This is a genomic window from Rhodococcus sp. 14-2483-1-1 (assembly GCF_002259335.1).
In the GTDB taxonomy this organism is placed as follows: Bacteria; Actinomycetota; Actinomycetes; order Mycobacteriales; family Mycobacteriaceae; genus Rhodococcoides.
In genome coordinates, this window is record NZ_NPFX01000005.1 from 282,463 (window position 1) to 298,465 (window position 16,003).

At 63.8% G+C, this 16,003-nt stretch carries 20 protein-coding genes; 8 read left to right on the forward strand and 12 right to left on the reverse strand.

The window, feature by feature from the left end; all coding sequences use genetic code 11:
* Window positions 1–16: 16 nt before the first annotated feature.
* A complete protein-coding gene (locus tag CH294_RS04870; RefSeq protein ID WP_094737149.1) occupies window positions 17–451 on the reverse strand; it encodes a nuclear transport factor 2 family protein in 435 nt (144 codons plus the stop codon).
* A 94-nt stretch (window positions 452–545) separates the two neighbouring features.
* On the opposite strand from CH294_RS04870, the gene CH294_RS04875 reads away from it, so the two are divergent.
* Both CH294_RS04875 and CH294_RS04880 read left to right on the forward strand, forming a co-directional pair.
* Window positions 546–1,520: an NADPH:quinone oxidoreductase family protein gene (locus tag CH294_RS04875; protein WP_094737150.1), complete on the forward strand. Its 975-nt coding sequence runs from the start codon at window positions 546–548 to the stop codon at window positions 1,518–1,520.
* Window positions 1,517–2,248, forward strand: a complete 732-nt coding sequence (locus CH294_RS04880) for a nitroreductase (protein ID WP_170944583.1) — start codon at window positions 1,517–1,519, stop codon at window positions 2,246–2,248. Before CH294_RS04875 ends, CH294_RS04880 begins: the two co-directional genes overlap by 4 nt.
* A 13-nt stretch (window positions 2,249–2,261) precedes the next feature.
* Here the strand turns inward: CH294_RS04880 and CH294_RS04885 are convergent, their stop codons facing one another.
* From CH294_RS04885 to CH294_RS27375, 6 genes are all read right to left on the reverse strand, one after another.
* Window positions 2,262–2,543, reverse strand: coding sequence for a cytochrome C oxidase subunit IV family protein (locus tag CH294_RS04885; RefSeq protein ID WP_094737151.1), 282 nt, complete (start codon window positions 2,541–2,543; stop codon window positions 2,262–2,264).
* On the reverse strand, window positions 2,540–3,190 hold the full coding sequence (locus tag CH294_RS04890) for a cytochrome c oxidase subunit 3 (protein WP_094737152.1): 651 nt from the start codon (window positions 3,188–3,190) through the stop codon (window positions 2,540–2,542). Before CH294_RS04890 ends, CH294_RS04885 begins: the two co-directional genes overlap by 4 nt.
* A 16-nt stretch (window positions 3,191–3,206) precedes the next feature.
* Complete coding sequence (locus CH294_RS04895; protein WP_249305054.1) at window positions 3,207–3,935, reverse strand: hypothetical protein; 729 nt, start codon at window positions 3,933–3,935, stop codon at window positions 3,207–3,209.
* A 95-nt stretch (window positions 3,936–4,030) separates the two neighbouring features.
* On the reverse strand, window positions 4,031–4,309 hold the full coding sequence (locus CH294_RS04900; protein WP_249305055.1) for a cytochrome C oxidase subunit IV family protein: 279 nt from the start codon (window positions 4,307–4,309) through the stop codon (window positions 4,031–4,033).
* Entirely contained in the window at window positions 4,306–4,887 is a 582-nt protein-coding gene (locus CH294_RS27370) for a cytochrome c oxidase subunit 3 (RefSeq protein ID WP_170944584.1), read from the reverse strand. Before CH294_RS27370 ends, CH294_RS04900 begins: the two co-directional genes overlap by 4 nt.
* The gene (locus CH294_RS27375; protein ID WP_170944585.1) at window positions 4,884–5,660 is read right to left on the reverse strand and encodes a hypothetical protein; all 777 of its coding nucleotides are present in this window, start codon (window positions 5,658–5,660) and stop codon (window positions 4,884–4,886) included. The genes CH294_RS27370 and CH294_RS27375 overlap by 4 nt, the downstream gene beginning before the upstream one ends.
* 254 nt (window positions 5,661–5,914) lie before the next feature.
* Here CH294_RS27375 and CH294_RS04910 point away from each other — a divergent pair, with 254 nt between their 5' ends.
* A complete protein-coding gene (locus CH294_RS04910; RefSeq protein WP_094737154.1) occupies window positions 5,915–6,760 on the forward strand; it encodes a hotdog domain-containing protein in 846 nt (281 codons plus the stop codon).
* Window positions 6,761–6,780: 20 nt separating this feature from the next.
* Here CH294_RS04910 and CH294_RS04915 read toward each other — a convergent pair whose 3' ends face one another.
* Both CH294_RS04915 and CH294_RS04920 read right to left on the reverse strand, forming a co-directional pair.
* The gene (locus CH294_RS04915) at window positions 6,781–8,598 is read right to left on the reverse strand and encodes a long-chain fatty acid--CoA ligase (RefSeq protein WP_249305057.1); all 1,818 of its coding nucleotides are present in this window, start codon (window positions 8,596–8,598) and stop codon (window positions 6,781–6,783) included.
* Window positions 8,595–9,515: an oxygenase MpaB family protein gene (locus tag CH294_RS04920; protein ID WP_170944586.1), complete on the reverse strand. Its 921-nt coding sequence runs from the start codon at window positions 9,513–9,515 to the stop codon at window positions 8,595–8,597. The genes CH294_RS04915 and CH294_RS04920 overlap by 4 nt, the downstream gene beginning before the upstream one ends.
* A 133-nt stretch (window positions 9,516–9,648) precedes the next feature.
* Here CH294_RS04920 and CH294_RS04925 point away from each other — a divergent pair, with 133 nt between their 5' ends.
* Window positions 9,649–9,888: a DUF3263 domain-containing protein gene (locus CH294_RS04925; protein ID WP_094737156.1), complete on the forward strand. Its 240-nt coding sequence runs from the start codon at window positions 9,649–9,651 to the stop codon at window positions 9,886–9,888.
* A 61-nt stretch (window positions 9,889–9,949) separates the two neighbouring features.
* On the opposite strand, the gene CH294_RS04930 is transcribed toward CH294_RS04925, so the two are convergent.
* Window positions 9,950–10,543 (reverse strand): TetR/AcrR family transcriptional regulator, encoded by a 594-nt coding sequence (locus tag CH294_RS04930; protein ID WP_094737157.1) that lies wholly within the window; start codon window positions 10,541–10,543, stop codon window positions 9,950–9,952.
* 229 nt (window positions 10,544–10,772) lie between these two features.
* Between CH294_RS04930 and CH294_RS04935 the strand changes: the two genes are divergently transcribed.
* Complete coding sequence (locus tag CH294_RS04935) at window positions 10,773–11,606, forward strand: NAD(P)-dependent oxidoreductase (protein ID WP_094737158.1); 834 nt, start codon at window positions 10,773–10,775, stop codon at window positions 11,604–11,606.
* A 94-nt stretch (window positions 11,607–11,700) separates the two neighbouring features.
* Entirely contained in the window at window positions 11,701–12,546 is an 846-nt protein-coding gene (locus CH294_RS04940) for an SGNH/GDSL hydrolase family protein (protein WP_249305058.1), read from the forward strand.
* A 56-nt stretch (window positions 12,547–12,602) separates the two neighbouring features.
* Here CH294_RS04940 and cynS read toward each other — a convergent pair whose 3' ends face one another.
* Window positions 12,603–13,052, reverse strand: a complete 450-nt coding sequence (gene cynS, locus CH294_RS04945) for a cyanase (RefSeq protein ID WP_094737159.1) — start codon at window positions 13,050–13,052, stop codon at window positions 12,603–12,605.
* A 238-nt stretch (window positions 13,053–13,290) separates the two neighbouring features.
* On the opposite strand from cynS, the gene CH294_RS04950 reads away from it, so the two are divergent.
* Window positions 13,291–14,205, forward strand: coding sequence for an aldo/keto reductase (locus CH294_RS04950; protein WP_094737160.1), 915 nt, complete (start codon window positions 13,291–13,293; stop codon window positions 14,203–14,205).
* Between the two features lie 58 nt (window positions 14,206–14,263).
* On the opposite strand, the gene CH294_RS27185 is transcribed toward CH294_RS04950, so the two are convergent.
* The gene (locus CH294_RS27185; protein WP_170944587.1) at window positions 14,264–15,127 is read right to left on the reverse strand and encodes a methyltransferase domain-containing protein; all 864 of its coding nucleotides are present in this window, start codon (window positions 15,125–15,127) and stop codon (window positions 14,264–14,266) included.
* 60 nt (window positions 15,128–15,187) lie between these two features.
* Between CH294_RS27185 and CH294_RS27190 the strand changes: the two genes are divergently transcribed.
* On the forward strand, window positions 15,188–16,000 hold the full coding sequence (locus CH294_RS27190; RefSeq protein ID WP_170944588.1) for a class I SAM-dependent methyltransferase: 813 nt from the start codon (window positions 15,188–15,190) through the stop codon (window positions 15,998–16,000).
* The last annotated feature ends 3 nt before the right edge of the window (window positions 16,001–16,003 follow it).

The window sequence follows — 16,003 nt, forward strand, 5'->3', positions numbered from 1 at the left end:
GGGAAGTAACTCTCGGTCAGGCGATCGTGACGCCGACCTGGTCGAGGACGGTTACCAGGTCCCAATAGTCCTCGTGGCTCGTCAGTCTTCCGTCGTCGCCGTACTCGCAAATCGCCACCCCGAACACCGTGAACTGCTTGCCCGACGCATCGATCACCTTCCCGTTGCGTAACCGGAGGGGGCCGCCGTAGGTACCGGACCACCGCCACTTTCCGTAGAAGCGGCCATCTGCGGCCCGAATGTCCTCGAACTCGATGAACGAGTCGGGTGCGAACTTCAACATGTACCGATGAAATTTCGAGATTGCCTCACGTCCAACATACTTCGGCTCGAACGCCATGTCGCGGTAGTAGGCTTCGGGTGCAAAGAACTCCACCAAGGCATCGGGGTCGTCGGTCCACGCCTTCGAAAACGCCTGAGTGAACTCCGGGTCGGTAGGATGGGGCGTCATGATCTCTCCTCTGTAGTTGCAAATAATCTATCCTAGATTCGATTATTGTCACGGAATTCGTGACACCCGGTCGACATTTCCGGAAGGACTCGCCATGAAGGCCCTGCTCTGTGACGACGCAGACCTGAACGAGTTGCGCGTGCAGGAGGTCGCCGACCCGCTCCCCGGGCCGCGCCAGGTACTGCTCGACATACGCGCGGCCTCGGTCGACTTCGTCGATACCCTCGTCATGCGGGGGATCTATCAGATTCCCGTGCCTCGTCCGTTCGTTCCGGGGAACAACGTTGCCGGCGTCGTCGTCGAGGTAGGAGATGCGTGCACGCGATTCTCGGTGGGCGATCGCGTACACGGACTGGCATTCGTCGGAGGCTTCGCCGAGCGCATTGCGATATCCGAGGACAAGCTCCGCCCGACCCCCGATGCCCTCCCCTTCGACCTCGCCTGCTTGGCCGGTGTGCCTTACCGGACGGCATACGACGCGATCGTCTCGAAGGGCTCGCTGCGGGAAGGCGAGGACCTGGTGGTCCTGGGAGCCTCGGGTGGTGTGGGCAGCGCTGCCATCCTCATCGGAAAAGCACTCGGTGCCAGAGTGATTGCCTGCGCGTCCACAGCGGACAAGCTGGAGTTCTGCCGTGACATCGGGGCCGACGAAGTGGTGTCATCTACCGAACCCGGGTTCAAGGATGCCCTCAAGGCCGTGTGCCCACAGGGCGCGGACGTAGTACTGGACATGGTCGGAGGAGACGTCACCGAACCTGCGCTTCGGGCAACCGGTTACGGCGGTCGGTTCGTGATCGTGGGATTTGCCGCCGGCGGGCCGGCCCGGGTACCGATGAATTTGGTTCTGCTCAAGGGCTCGTCCATCATCGGATACGAGATCGCCGACTTCGAGAACCGCGAACCCGTTCAGGCCGCCCAGAACCGCGACGCACTGGAAGAACTGCTCGCCTCCGGCCGGATCACCCCGCCCATCACCGGACGCTTCACGCTCGACGACGCCGCCGACGCGGTACGTCTGGTCGCGGGACGCGACAAACTCGGCACCACCATCATCGAAGGAATCTCATGACGAACGACATCCGATCCGTGCTCGATACCCGCCGCTCGTCCGAGCTGCCACACGGCGCCGTCGACACCCTGAATCATCTGATGGCGGTGCGCACGAGTTGCCGCTCGTTCATGCCCGAACCCGTACCACGCCACACGATTCGGTCGATTCTGGACACCGCTCAGCGGACGGCGTCCTGGTGCAACAGCCAGGCGTGGCAGCTCTCGATCACCAGCGGTGCGGGAACGGACAGGCTCCGGAGCGCCCTGACCGCGGCCGCAACGGAGGGCCGCACGGATTCACCGGACATCCCCTTTCCCCGTGAGTACCGGGATGTGCACCGGACGCGTCGTCGCGAGAGCGGTCTGCAGCTCTACAACGCGCTCGGCATCGAACGCGGTGACCACCAGCGACAGATGGAGCAGTCGCTTCGCAACTTCTCGTTCTTCGACGCCCCGCACGTAGCGATCGTGCATTCCGACGAGGCGCTCGGTTCCTACGGAGCCGTCGACTGCGGCGGATACGTCAGCAGCTTCCTGCTTGCGGCGACGGCCCACGGGGTCGGTAGCATCGCACAGGCCGCGCTGGCCATGTACCCGAGCGTGATTCGCGCCGAACTCGGCCTCGCAACCGACCGTACGATCGTCTGCGGAATCTCGTTCGGATACGCCGACACGGACGACCCGACGAACAGCTTCCGAACCAGCCGGGCCGACATCGACGAGGTGGTCGACTGGATCGAGTCCTGACGAGGAATCCTGCTCAGACGAGGTTCAGCACCACGATGGCACCACCGATCGCGGTGAACCAGATGCCGAAGGCAATCTTCAGCGCGCGGGGGGCGTGCCGCACCTCCATGAAATCGGCGACGATGAAATACACCTTGGCGAAGGCCAGCGCGATCACCAGCGCCGACCCAACCCGTGTGTCGGTGCTGCCGAACGGTTGGTGTGTGCCGAGCCAGAACGTCGAGATCGTCAACGCCACCAACAGCACCCATACGATCACCGCCCGCTGCGGGAAGGTCGTGGTCTCGACGTTCATTCGGCACCCACCAAGTAGACGAGAGTGAAGATGACGATCCACAGCAGATCGACCATGTGCCAGTAGACTGCAGCCGATTCGACGAAGAGACGGTCACGGCTCCACGAGTTGTCGCGTCGCGCGACTCGCCACCATCCCCCGAGAAGCAACGCACCGACCAGCACATGAACCAGGTGAATACCGGTCAGCGCGAAGTAGAAGAGAAAGAACGTGTTCTCGGTCGGCGTATGGCCGGCCCGAATCTCGAGCGTGTACTCGACTGCCTTCAGTCCGGCGAAGGTGACGGCACACAGACCTGCACCACCGAGGTACCGAATTGCCGATGGCCGACGACCGACCCGATGTGCATGCAGCGCGAGTACCACCAGCAGCGAACTGACCAGAAGGACAAGGGTGTTGACCACGCCGATCGGTTGGTACAGGGCAGCCGATGACCTCACGAACAGACCCTCGTCGCGGCGGCGCTCCCACATGAACACGAGGAAGAACCATCCGAAGACCGTCATGTCCCCGAGTACGAACAGCCACAGGCCCGTTTCCGCGGGCAGTCCCGGTGTCTGCGGGCGCGGCACACCTCGCTCGGCCACTACCGATCTGCTGTCGGATTCTTCATCGTCCCAGAGGAATTCGGGCATACGCTCGCTCATGACGATCTCGGAGCCCTCATGAGGAGGACAGTACGGTCTCGTCCCGACGGCGTGGGCGGTCCAGCGCGCTGCCGAGTGTGGCGTTGGCCCGCAGGCATGCCCACGTCATCGCACACAAGAAGATGCAGTAGGTCGTCAGTGCGAGCCAGAACACGAAGACGCCGTTCCATGCGAGGGGGCCCGAGTGGAAGAAGAAGGCGAGCGGATCGGGAACGAACGACAGCGCGACGAAGAAGTTCAGATATCCGAGCCACCGCGGGAAGACCGAGCCGTCACTGGTGACGACCGCCAGTCCGATCGAGATGTTCTGCAGGCAGAACAACATGATGCCCGGGAAGAGGATGAGCCATCCCATGTCGTGCAGAAGCAACACGGTATCGGCGCTCCGGTCGGCCCGGAACGTCGCCAGTGCCCACAGCAGCATGGGCAGTCCGTTGATGAGCAATGTCGCTGTGCCGGTGGCCAACTGAGTGAAGGCCAGGACCGGCCTTCTACCCTCGATGCGCAGCATGTGCATGGTCGTCAGTGCGACCAGCGGCGCATAGAGCACGATTCCCAGCGAGGCGATGACGAAGCCCGTACCGGTTCTGACACTGTTGTCGAGGTAGAAGCTCATGACCTCGGCCTGTGGAGCGCCCGGGCCGATCGGCAGCGGCAGCACCCCCGCGATCGACCAACCGACAAGAGTGACGATCACCGCAGCCGGGCCGCCGAAAGCGCACACCGTGAGCACACGTGGGTTCATTCGATTTGTCTCCGATGGTCTTTCCGCACATGGAGGCCGGATTCGATTGTGGATTAGAAACGTAACGTAGGCCGCAGCGAGGAGTCAATGGTCCCTCAGCCCATCGGGGCGAGCACGTAGAAGCCGACGATCATCAGTGTCACCCCGAGGACCCAGACGTCGAGTATCACCCGTGGAATCCGACCGGCATCGCGTAATTCCATGAAGTACCGCATCACGAGCCGGACCTTCGAGCCCGCGATGAGCAGGACGACCACTGTGGCGACCTCCCCGCCGACAGCTAAGTCGGAGAGTACCCACGTGGTGAGGACGGTGGCGGTCATCAACAGCAGCCACACGCCGGTGACCGAGGAAACCGGACGTAGCGCTTTCACTTCAGAAGGTAGAGCATCGGGAACAGAAAGATCCACAGCAGATCCACCATGTGCCAGTAGATCGCCATGCTCTCGAATCCTGCGGAAGCACCCGCGCGTGCAGCGCGTGTGTGGACGAGCGCGAAGACCGTCAAACCCACGGTGCCACAGAGGACGTGCACCAGGTGGATTCCGGTCAGCGAGTAGTAGTACATCGAGAACTCGCTCGACGCAGGGGTGACTCCGTGCCGCATCTCCCGGGCGTACTCGAAGGCTTTCGAGACTGCGAACACGGCGCCGAGTGCGGCCCCTGCACCGATCCAGCGCCGCCCCTCCCCGACCCTTCCCGCCCGCAGGGCAAGGAGCGCCTGGACGACGAACCACGAACTCGTCAGCAGAACGAGGGTATTGAGCCCACCCCAGTCGGGAGAGAGGAATTGCCGTCCGGACTCGAACTCCGGAACCGCTGTCGACCGTGCATGCATGAACGATCCGAACAGGAGCGTGAAGATGGCCAGGTCACCACAGATGAGCACCCACACGCCCTCGATACCGGGCAACCGCCCGGATTTCGCACGAGCATGTCCGACGTCGATCACACTCGTGAATCTTCCGCCTGCAGAACGCGCAATGCCCTGTACGCGTACGGACTCACGACGAAGATCATGATGAAGAACATGACGAACACGGCCCAGAAGTTGATCAGGCCATGCCATGCGAAGGGACCCGACCGGAAGAACGGGACCCCGACCAACGGCACGTAGGTCACTGCGGTGAGGAAGCACACCCACGCGACCCAGCTGGGGAACAGAGGCGTCGAGCGTCGGTCCCGCAGAATTGCCACTCCCAACGCGACACTCTGCAACGACGAGCAGACGAAGGTCAGGTCGAAGAACAGCCAGCCGTAGTCGTAGAAGAGTTGAATCGTCTCGTCCGACCGAGCGTCGACGCGAAATGCGGCCGTCGCCCAGATGACTGCGGGGGTGAACGTGACGAGCCCGGTCAGCAGGCCGCCCAGCAGTTCGACGCTCGACAGCACGCCCATCGAACCCTCGATGCGGCTCACGATCTTGGAAAGCACTGCGCTCCAGACGAAGTAGAACGGCCCGCACATCGCCATCAACACCATGCCGATGCGGATGTCGACGCTGTTCTCGCGGAAGAAGTCTCCGATCTCCCGCGCCGACAGACTCTCCGCAGGCGGCGGCCAGAATCCGGCGAACACCGCGAATCCCAGCAGGCCGAGCACGACGTAGGCGGCTCCGGAGTACACGCATACGCGGAGAATTGTGTAGTCGATCCCGTTGCCCGCAGTAACGGCAGGTGATCGATCGATCGGACTGACGCTCGTCGAGGTGGTTGGAGTTGCCACAGCATGAGCTCCTTCGAGGTTCGGAGAGGTGGGACACCGCCGAAATTCTCAGAGAATCGAATCTGTATTCAATTCTTGTGCCCTGATGTTTGCGCGGCTATGTCCTGGGTCACATGGAACTTAGCCGAGGCGACCGCCCCTGACAACACTCGACCGGTCGCACCCCGGCGAGAACGAGTGGTGGGCAGGAAATATAACGGTACGTAAATTTGAGCTACAGTCCCAGGAGAACGTCTACGAGGGGACAACTCCTGATGCAAGATTCGGCAACATCGGCGCTACTGAGTCGCGATGCGGCGGCCGCCGCCATGGGCGTGCGCTACGTGCGATCGGACCACGATTCGGTGTCGTTCGCGCAGAACACGATTCCTTCCCTCGCCGACGACGTGGGCCGATTCGGACTCCCGATGTTCGGTGTGCTCTTGGATTGCACAGTCGGGTCCGCAGGGTATTGCGCAAGCGAGACGCAACCGATTGCCGTGGTCGCCAGCATGTCGATCGCGCTGACCGGCGCGACGTCCCACTCCGCGGAACTGGTCGCCGACGGTTGGCCAGTCCACGTGGACGACACGACGGGCACAGCGCTCGGCCGCGCAGAAGTTCGGACCGGCGACGGGGTGGTGCTGGCAACCGCGACCGCCCGCGCCGCGAAAGTGGAGCGGTCGATGATCGACGGCATACCGGCCCTGTCCCCCGCCGATCTACCTCTCGGTCCGACATCGACCACCGACAGCGGCGGCCCGGCCGATGTCTACGGCCTGACGGTCGTCGACAGGTCGGCAGAGACAACCACGGCGAGCGTCGAGCCGAAGTCCTGGATGCTCAATCCCTTCGGTTCGGTACAGGGCGGTGTTCTCGTCGGCCTCATGGCTACTGCCACCGAAGTGGCCGCCCGGCCACTTGCCGAACGAGGACAGGGCTTCTATCTCGCCGACATCGGCGTCGATCTCATCCGCTCCCCCGCGCTGTCCATGGGCGAGTTGATCATCGAGACCACCCTGGTGCGACGGGGTCGCCGATTCTGCCTACTCGATTCGGAGCTGCGCACCGCGGACGGTAAGACCCTCGTACGATCCCACGGCACGATCCTGCTGACCTGACCCTGTTCGGAAGCCGGCTGTCAGCGCCCGCCCAGACTGTCCAGGGTGTGCACGGTGCCCGAGGAGTACAGCTCGTCGATCTCGACTGCGTACTTTTCGGAGATCGGCTTGCGCCGCAGCTTCAGTGTCGGAGTGAGCTCGTCACCGCCCGCCTCCCAGACCGAATCCAGTATGCGGTGACGTTTGATCTGCTCCACTCGCGAGAGAGTGTCATTGGCCGCTGCGATCCCTTCTGCCACCACCGCCTCGATCCGTTCGTCCTGTGCCAGAGCTTCGCTCGGTATATCGCCGATTCCCAGCCTGGCGGCAAGTGCCGCGGCTGCGTCCGGGTCCAACGTCACCAGAGCCACGTTGAACGGTCTCGCATCGCCGATGACGGCGACGGTGGCGATCAGCGGACACGCGGCCTTCACCGCGTTCTCGATGTTCGCCGGCGACATGTTCTTACCGGCAGCGTTGATCAGAATTTCTTTCTTGCGATCGACGATGCGCACGTACCCGTCCGAATCGATGGTCGCGATGTCCCCGGTGCGCACCCATCCGTCACCGTCGATGGCCGCCACGGTGAGTTCCGGCGCATGCCGGTAACGACCGAAACAGACCGGCCCTCGAACGAGCAGCTCTCCGTCCTCGGCCACCGAGATCTCGTTTCCGGGGAACACCCTTCCGACCGAACCGAGCCGAATAGCATCCGGCGGGTTCATCGTTCCGATTCCGGTGGTCTCCGTCATGCCCCACACCTCGACGACGGTGATCCCGATGGCAAGGAAGAACTCGAGCGTCGCGGGTGAAATGGGTGCCGAGCCACAAATCGACGCACGCGCCTGATCCAGGCCGATGGCGGCGCGCAGCTGCGACAACACCCGAGCGTCCAACGTCCGCCACTCGGCGGCGTCCTCGGCGGACAACTGGGGGCCGCCGAGCTGAGCACGCGAGCGCAGACGCCCCAATTCGATTGCACGACGCGTTGTTTCCCGAACGCTGTCGTCCGATATCGCATCGACCTTCGCTTCGAGGGCCGCACGAAATTTCTCCCACACCCGGGGAACCGCGAACCACACCGTGGGCCGCGTGTCGATCAACGCAGGCAGAATCGCCTTGGCGTCCTCGACGTAGGTGACCTGCATTCCGAGAATTGCCATCCAGTACAGACTCGAGACCCGGTCCGCGATGTGCGCTGCGGGCATGAACGAGGTGATTCGATCGCCGAATTCGATGGGGATCACCGCATTCAGGCCGAAGGCCGCAGCAAGGACGTTCGCGTGCGAGATCTCGACGGCCTTGGGATCGCCGGTGGTGCCCGAGGTGTAGACGAGCGTGAGCGTGTCATCCGGTCTCGAGGCTCTCCAACTGCTCTCGAAATCGAACGAAGCGGACTGCTTCGCTTCCAGCTGCTCGAAGGTCAGGTCCGCGCCCTCGACGGGGCCATCCATCGACACGAGGTGATCGAGCTCGGCTCCGCTGGCCACGACCGTGGACACCATTGCGCTCTCGCACAACATGACTCGAGCACCGGAGTGCCCGAGCACGTACGCCAGCTGCGCAGGCGAGGAAGTGTTGTAGACCGACAGTGTCGTAGCACCCACATGCATGGCGGCAGTGTCCACGAGCGCAAAATCGGGACGATTGCGCATCATCAGGGCAACGACATCGCCCCGGCGCACACCGAGAGCATGCAGCCCCGAGGCCAATGACCGCGCCCGAGAGTCGTACTCGGCCCACGTCACCGCAACAGCGTCGCCCGGAGTACGGAACGCCACAGCATCGGGATCGATCTTCCTTGTCCGCTGAAACGCCTCACACACCGTCAGCGGCAAGCCGATACCATTGCTGCTCAACGGTTTTCTTCTGTCGGACGGATGCTGCGTGCGACGGCCTTGCGGTGGCCGAGCGTCGGAATGTCCAGAGGCTTGGGATGACGCGTTCCGAAGTGATCGGACCAGGATCGGTGGGGCCGATGCGGGCGAACGCCCTGAAATGCCAGGTAGGCACCGATTGCCGGCGGCACCACCCGCCGGTAGCCGGCCGATGGGTCGGGCAGCCGATGGAGTGCACGCAGGTCCTCGCTGAACACCGACAGCAGAACGCCGTCTGCGAAGCGCTTCGTGTGACCGGGGAACCACCGCTCCTGCCAATCGAGGAACAGTTGATCGACGATCTTGCGGGCCCCGTCGGTGTGCTCGTAGCCGGCCTCGTAGTCGAAGGTCCAGCGCAAGAACCCCTCCCGCGTCGGCGGAACGTCGAGTCCCATGTATTCGCCGACCTGGCGCCAGAAGTGGAAGCGCGCTTCACGCTCGTTGTCGGTGAAGACGTTCAACCCGAGGTGTTCGACGATGCGATCCGGCTCGAAAGCCAGCGATCCCAGTGTGTACAGCTTGTCGTCGTCGGTGATGCCGAATCGCGAGTGGATCTGCTCCATCCGGTCGATGACCGATCGGCCGTATTCGCTCGAATGCCCGTGATGGAGCATCTCTCCGAAGAAGAGCAACGTGTCGTCGTTGCGTCTGCGTACGTCATGCATCATGTCGCCGGTTCCGGTCCGGTACAGAATTCGCGCAATGGACGGAATCGCCACCTGACGGGCAAAGGCCACGGTGTATGCGGCGTGAGCGAAAACGGCGTCCCCATAACGCACTTCGAGGCTCAGATGAGTGGCTTCCTCATTGCCGACAACCGGGTCGAGTTCCTCGATCCGGCGGCCGACCGCCCGGCCAGTCACCCACTTCCGAGACATCAGTGCTGCGCTCGAGGCCATGACTTTTCCTCCGCATTCCGTCATCGGCACCAAACAGGAACGGCACCGTTCTCAGTTCACCATCAACTAGGAACGCCTTCGTGTCAATATGTAACCGAAGATCGGATGACAACGAACGAAGGACGAGCGAACGATGACCACCCTCGACTCAGTGGACCCACTACTGACATTCGCCGTGGCATGGGAGCCGTACGGCGGCGCGTCGGCGGCAGATGTTTTCGTGGAGTTCGGGCTTCACATGGCCGAATACCGGCGGCGGCTTGCCGAGCAACTGACAAGCCCGAGCGCTGAGCAGCTCGAACCGGCACTCCGTGAACGCCTTCTCGCCTACTCGACGCGACCTCCCCGGCGCACACGTCGCGTCGGCGAATGACCCAGGGCTCAGGATTCCGCGGCGAGGTCTCGATCGTCGAGGAACACGAGCACACCCACGATCAGCGACAATCCGGTCCGAGCAGCCGGTCGAGCGCCAAGTCCTTCCACAACGTCAGATCCGGCTCGCTGCTCGGCCTCCGCCGGTCGAACGCGTACGTCAGAGCAACGCCTCGCATGCTGGTGTTGAGCAGTTCACGCACCACCGGGTACGCCGGTGCGTCGATGATTGGCACTCCGAACATCGCATCGGACGCAGCGCGGACCCGCTTGTTCAACGCTCGCTCCACCGGGACCAACGCTCTGCGGAGGTCGTCGTTGTGCCGAGCGCCGATCCACAGTTCGGTTGCCGCCCAGAAATAGTCCTGCTGGTACGTCGACCACATCGCATCCACCACCGCACAGATCCGTGCGCCGGGTGCGGCGGGCCAATCGACCTGCGCGCCGGCGTCATCGACACGAGCCGACGCCAGGTGCTGAACGGCCGCGACCAACAGCTCGTCCCGCGACGGATACTGGTGCAGCATGCGGCCTCGGCTCACGTCCGCCAGTTCCTGAATCTTCACCGTCGACGCGCCCGCATAGCCGAACTCGACCAGGGCCTGCACTGCGGCATTCAGAATGCGGTTCTGCGTGACGAGGCTGCGTGATTGCATACGTCGAGTGTTGCCGCTGAGTGCGCCCACAGCAAACGCACCACTCGCGAACGTGTCGCAATACTGCCGTGCGCGAGCGTGTCTGGACCATCGAGCCAAAAGCAGTCAGTCTTGACTGTGTGGTGAAATCGATGTTCAATCCAAAGGCACGCACGGGACTCTCCGCAGTCGCCGGCAGACGACCGCTCCTCTTCACAGCCCGCCAGTACTCGAACGAAAGCAGTCACCGATGACCGAACGAAGCTTCGAAGGACGAACCGCAGTGATGTCGGGAGGTAGTCGTGGGATCGGGTTGGCAATCGCCATCGCCATCGCCGAACGCGGCGGAAACGTCGTACTCCTCGCCAAGACCGACACCCCCGATCCCCGCCTTCCCGGCACCGTCCACACTGCGGTCGCCGACATCATCGCCGCCGGCGGCAACGCAGTTGCCGTGGTCGGCGACGTGCGCAAGGACGAGGACATCGCCAAGGCCGCTTCGACGGCAGTGGACCGATTCGGCGGAATCGATATCGTCGTCAACAACGCCAGCGTGCTCAATCTCGCTCCTACGCAGGAGCTTCCGCTCAAACGGTTCGATCTCATGCAGCAAGTGAACGTCCGTGGCACGTTCGCGTTGACCCAGGCGTGCCTCCCTCACCTCGTCGAGTCACCGAACCCGCACGTTCTCACGCTGTCGCCGCCGCTGAACATGTCACAGAAGTGGCTCGGCGAACATCCGGGCTACATGCTCGCGAAATACGGCATGACGCTCGCGACACTCGGGTTCGCTGCAGAATTTGCACACCTTCCGATTTCGAGCAACTGCCTGTGGCCGCAGAGCACGATCGCCACGGCTGCAGTGGAGAACCTCCTCGGAGGCAAAGCCGGAGTGGCACATTCGCGATCCCCTCGGATCATGGCCGACGCCGCGGTCGCCGTGCTCGATCGCAAACAGGGAGAGATCAACGGTCGAACTCTGATCGACGTCGACGTCCTTGCCGAATCCGGAATCACCGATCTCGGTCCGTACGGCGGGGAAGAACCCATCTCTCTCGACATCTTCGTCGATCCCACTGCGTGACATCCATTGCCCCGTTGGTGAATCAGCTTCGGTGATCAAGAGGGTGTGCTCGAAGCGGCTGGACGCAGGCCGTGGCATCGGCCACAGTGGAGTGGTGGATACATTCCCTCGCACTCCGGGCACACGCATGTACTCCAACATGGTCGCCTTGGGCAGCTCGTTCGCTGCCGGACCCGGAATCGAGCCCGTAATCGACGACAAGGCAATGCGGTCCGGGAGAAACTACGGACACCTCATCGCCGAGGACCTGGGTGCCGCGCTCACGGATGCAACGGTGTCGGGTGCCACCACGGCCACGATCCTCGAGAAGAAGCAACGAGTCTCCACGACGCGGTTCGCCCCACAGATCGACGCAGTCCGAACCTCCACCGATCTCGTGACGATCACCGTCGGTGGAAACGATCTGGGCTATCTCGGCGCACTGCTCGGGTGTGCTGCGGCGAACCGGGTAGCGCACCGCTGGTACGGCCGTCCGGCGGGATGGTTGTTCCGAAAGGTGCTGTCCAAGAAGGACATCACCGACGGTCTCGTAGCAAACACCACAGACTCCGTCGTCAGGATCATCGACGAGGTACGACGGCGTGCACCACATGCGCGGGTTGTGGTGGTCGACTACGTCCCGATCGTCGACGACACCACTGTTCCCAGCGACACCGTTCCTCTCACCGCCGAGGAGATTGCGTTCGCCCGCACCGTCTCGGCGACGTTGTCCGACATCTACCTCGCCGCCGGAGCGAAGACCGGGGCAGAGATCGTGTCCGCGTCGTCCTTCGAGTCCGGCCACGGTATCGGTACCGCACAACCCTGGGTTCACGGCTTCCGACCCAACGGACTTCTCGCCGGGTCGTTCCATCCGACAGCAGAGGGTATGCGCGCTGCAGCAGATCTGGTGTTGGAACTTCTCCGACGCAGCGACGGGATCGGGAACGGATCGAGCTAGGAATCAGCAAAGACGGGGCCGGACGACACACGGTCGAGTTCCGCAGTGCGCCAGGTCTACTCGGTCCATCGATAGTCGAGGAACTTCCCGTCGAACGTCACCACGACACGATCTCCGTCCTCGTGCGGGCGTCGTTCGATGTTCATCGTGAAGTTGATGGCACTCATGATGCCGTCGCCGAACTCCTCGGCGATCAGTTCTTTGAGCGCCGGGCCGTACACCTCCAGCGCCTCGTGGAATCGGTAGACCGTGGGGTCCGAGGAGATGCCGAGCGACCCGCGATAAGGGGCCAGGGTCAGCTCGAACAACGAGCCTTCGGGCATGTTCAACTTCTCTGCGAGCACATCGGCCTGAGCGACGCTCAGCGGATGCTGGCCGTACAGTGCCGACACCGTCCATGCCACCGGCATGTCGATGGCCTCGGCCAAGCCGGCCCAACTGAATCCGGCACGTACGCGTGCAAGTCGAATCTCCTTGATCAAAGGCTTGTCTGCGAAACCGGTCACGAGTTCTCTCCTACGTAGTCGTTCTGCACGCTCGGCCTCTCGAGACCACGTGCCTGGCTGCCCGACGTCCCAGTCTCAGCCGAGAACTTCTGGCTCGCAACATGTGGTCTCGATATCGCGGGCGCTGCCCGATGTGTGTCGAGCCGCATCGAGACTCCGGTCGACATGCATGCTGGTATCCACAATCCGTGGATCTTGTGCACGTTCACCGCTCGGACACAACGAAAGTACTGACGACATGACGCAACTCGGTCTCGGCCTTGCCGCACTCGGACGCCCCGAGTACCTGACGGTGGGGCACTCGGCTTCGATAGAGGGACGTTTCGATCCGGTCGCCCTCGAGCAGCTGTGCCACGCGGTACTGGACGCCGCATGGGACCGCGGAGTTCGACACTTCGACGTCGCGCGATCCTACGGTTTGGCCGAACGGTTCCTCGGCAGCTGGTTGTCTCGACACCCGAATCGGCGAGCTGACCTCGTGATCGGCTCCAAGTGGGGATACGCCTACGTCGCCGATTTCCAGCAGGGAGCCGAGGTTCACGAGGTGAAGGAACACTCGGTTGCCCGTTTGGCCGAGCAGTGGCCGCAGACCCTCCACGAACTCGGCGGTGCGCCCGACCATTACTTGATCCACAGCGTCACCCCGGACAGCCCGGCCCTGAGCGACGATGCACTGCTCGACGACCTACGGGCCCTGGCAGACAGCGGTACCCGAATCGGCATCAGCACGAGCGGGCCACACCAAGCCGACGTCGTTCACGCAGCGCTCGAGACAGGGGTCTTCAGCTCGGTGCAGTCGACGTGGAACCCACTCGAGCCGTCTGCCGGTCCCGCACTGGCACGCGCACACGACGCCGGCTGGTTCGTCGTCGTCAAAGAAGCAATGGCCAATGGCCGACTCGTGGCCGAAGATTCAGCACTCGGCCGGGTCGCGGATTCGGCCGGCATCGGCCGCGACGCACTCGCGCTGGCGATTGCACTCGCGCAACCGTGGGCCGATGTGGTGCTGTCCGGCGCGGCCACCGCTACCCAACTCGAGCAGAACGTTGCCGCACTGTCCGTCGACCGCGAGCTGATCGTAGCGGCCGGCCCGAACAGCGCGGAGAATCCGGAGCGCTACTGGAACAACCGTTCCCACCTGCCGTGGACGTGACCGCCGATTCCACCAGGCTGCGTTGCCGGGCATGCTTTGGTCGATCTGGCGGGCCCTCTCACCGACGCGTCGCGGCGAACACGTCGACCGGATGCGGCACCCGAGGCCTGCCATCGGAACCGGGCACCGAGACCGCGTCCAGGTAAGCCCGCACCGGCCCGCGCAGATCTGGCGTCAGCCGGGCCTGTACGGAGAAGTCGAGCACCTCGTCGCTCGCGGAAGAGAGGTCGATCTTCGCGTCCAGGGCGACCACGCCGTCGAGAAAGATCCCGGCGTCGACGAAGGCACTCTCGACGTCGGCGCTGAACCACTGTCGGTGGCCCTGCAGCGGCGGGGCGAGAACGCCGACCAACGCGTTGAGCGCAGCCGTCGGCGCAATGGCCACCCAGAGCTCGCCGCCGGGTCGCAACAAGCCGAGCGCGGCACGCAGCGTCGCGCCCAGGTCGGGGACGTAATACATCGAGTGCACGAACATCACGACATCGAAGGTTTCGGCCACCGCGGAGTCACCGAACGACGCGACGTACGCGTCGGAGCTGAGCTCGTCCGCCTCGAGCGCGGACATTGTGGCGGAGAAGCGCTCCGCGCTTCCGACCCAGGGGTCGACGCCGACGTACCGCACCGGTCGGCCGGGTACCCCCTGTATCAGTCCCGCGGCGAGCCGGGCGTCCAGCGAGCCGTCACCGCAACCCACCGACAGCACCGAGACCGGTCCGTCCCCGATCGCTGCCAGCCGGTCGGCGAAGTGCTCGGCGATCAGGCCGCGCTGGTCGGAGAGGCGCTCGAAGGCGGCATGCTCGCGTGCGTAGGACTCGGGCTCGAGGCCGGCCAAGGCCGGAGCACCACGCCGAGCCGCTCGCACACCGTCCAGAAGGACGGCCGCGATGTCGGTCGGCAGATTCGGAGCTATGTTGGACGTCACAGTGAGTCCATCATGACGCACCCACCCGGTGCCTTGCGGTCGGCTTCCAGAAGGAGTGGCATGAGCAGCGGAGATACAGCCGAACGCAGTCTCGAGCATTGGAGCGAAGCCGGTCGCACGGGTATGGAGGCGTTCTATGCCCTGGCCACCGAGGACTACCACCAGCTGGCCCTGGCCGCCGACTGGCCCGCACTGCTCGCCGCCCACGCACACGACGGCTGGTCGCTGCTCGACGTAGCCTGCGGCAGCGGAAAGTTCCCGACCGCATTGCGCCGATACACCGATCTGTCCGCGGTACCCGAGGTGGCCTGCGACCTGCTCGACCCGTCTGCGTTCTCTGTCGCCGAGGCACGTGGGGCGCTCGGTGCGCCGTTCGTGGCTCGACACGACCTGGTGATGACGCTGCAGGACCTGCCCGCCGACCACACCGGCTACGACGTCGTATGGGCCACCCACGCCCTCTACGCACTTCCTCCGGCCGAGCTCGACGCCGCCGCCGAGCGGTTCGTGGCTGCGCTGGCCCCCGGCGGTCTCGGACTCGTCGCGCAAGCCACCGAAGCGTCCCACTACATCGCGTTCTACGACGCCTTCCGCGCAGGCGTCCGCGAAGCGACGCCGTACACAACGGCCGAGCAGGTGCGCGACGCGCTGATACGAGCCGGTGCGGACGTGCGCGACCAACGCGTCACCTACACAACCTCGACATCCGATCGCCTTGTCGCCGAGGGCTTTCTGCAGCGCTGCGCCTTCGACGACTCCGTGTCACTGGAGGAGATGGAGGCGGCACCGGTGTTGGGTGACTACCTTGCCTCCTGTCGCGACGCGTCCGGTTCCTACACCTTCTCGCACGAGGCGGCCCTGTTGTGGCTCTGAACC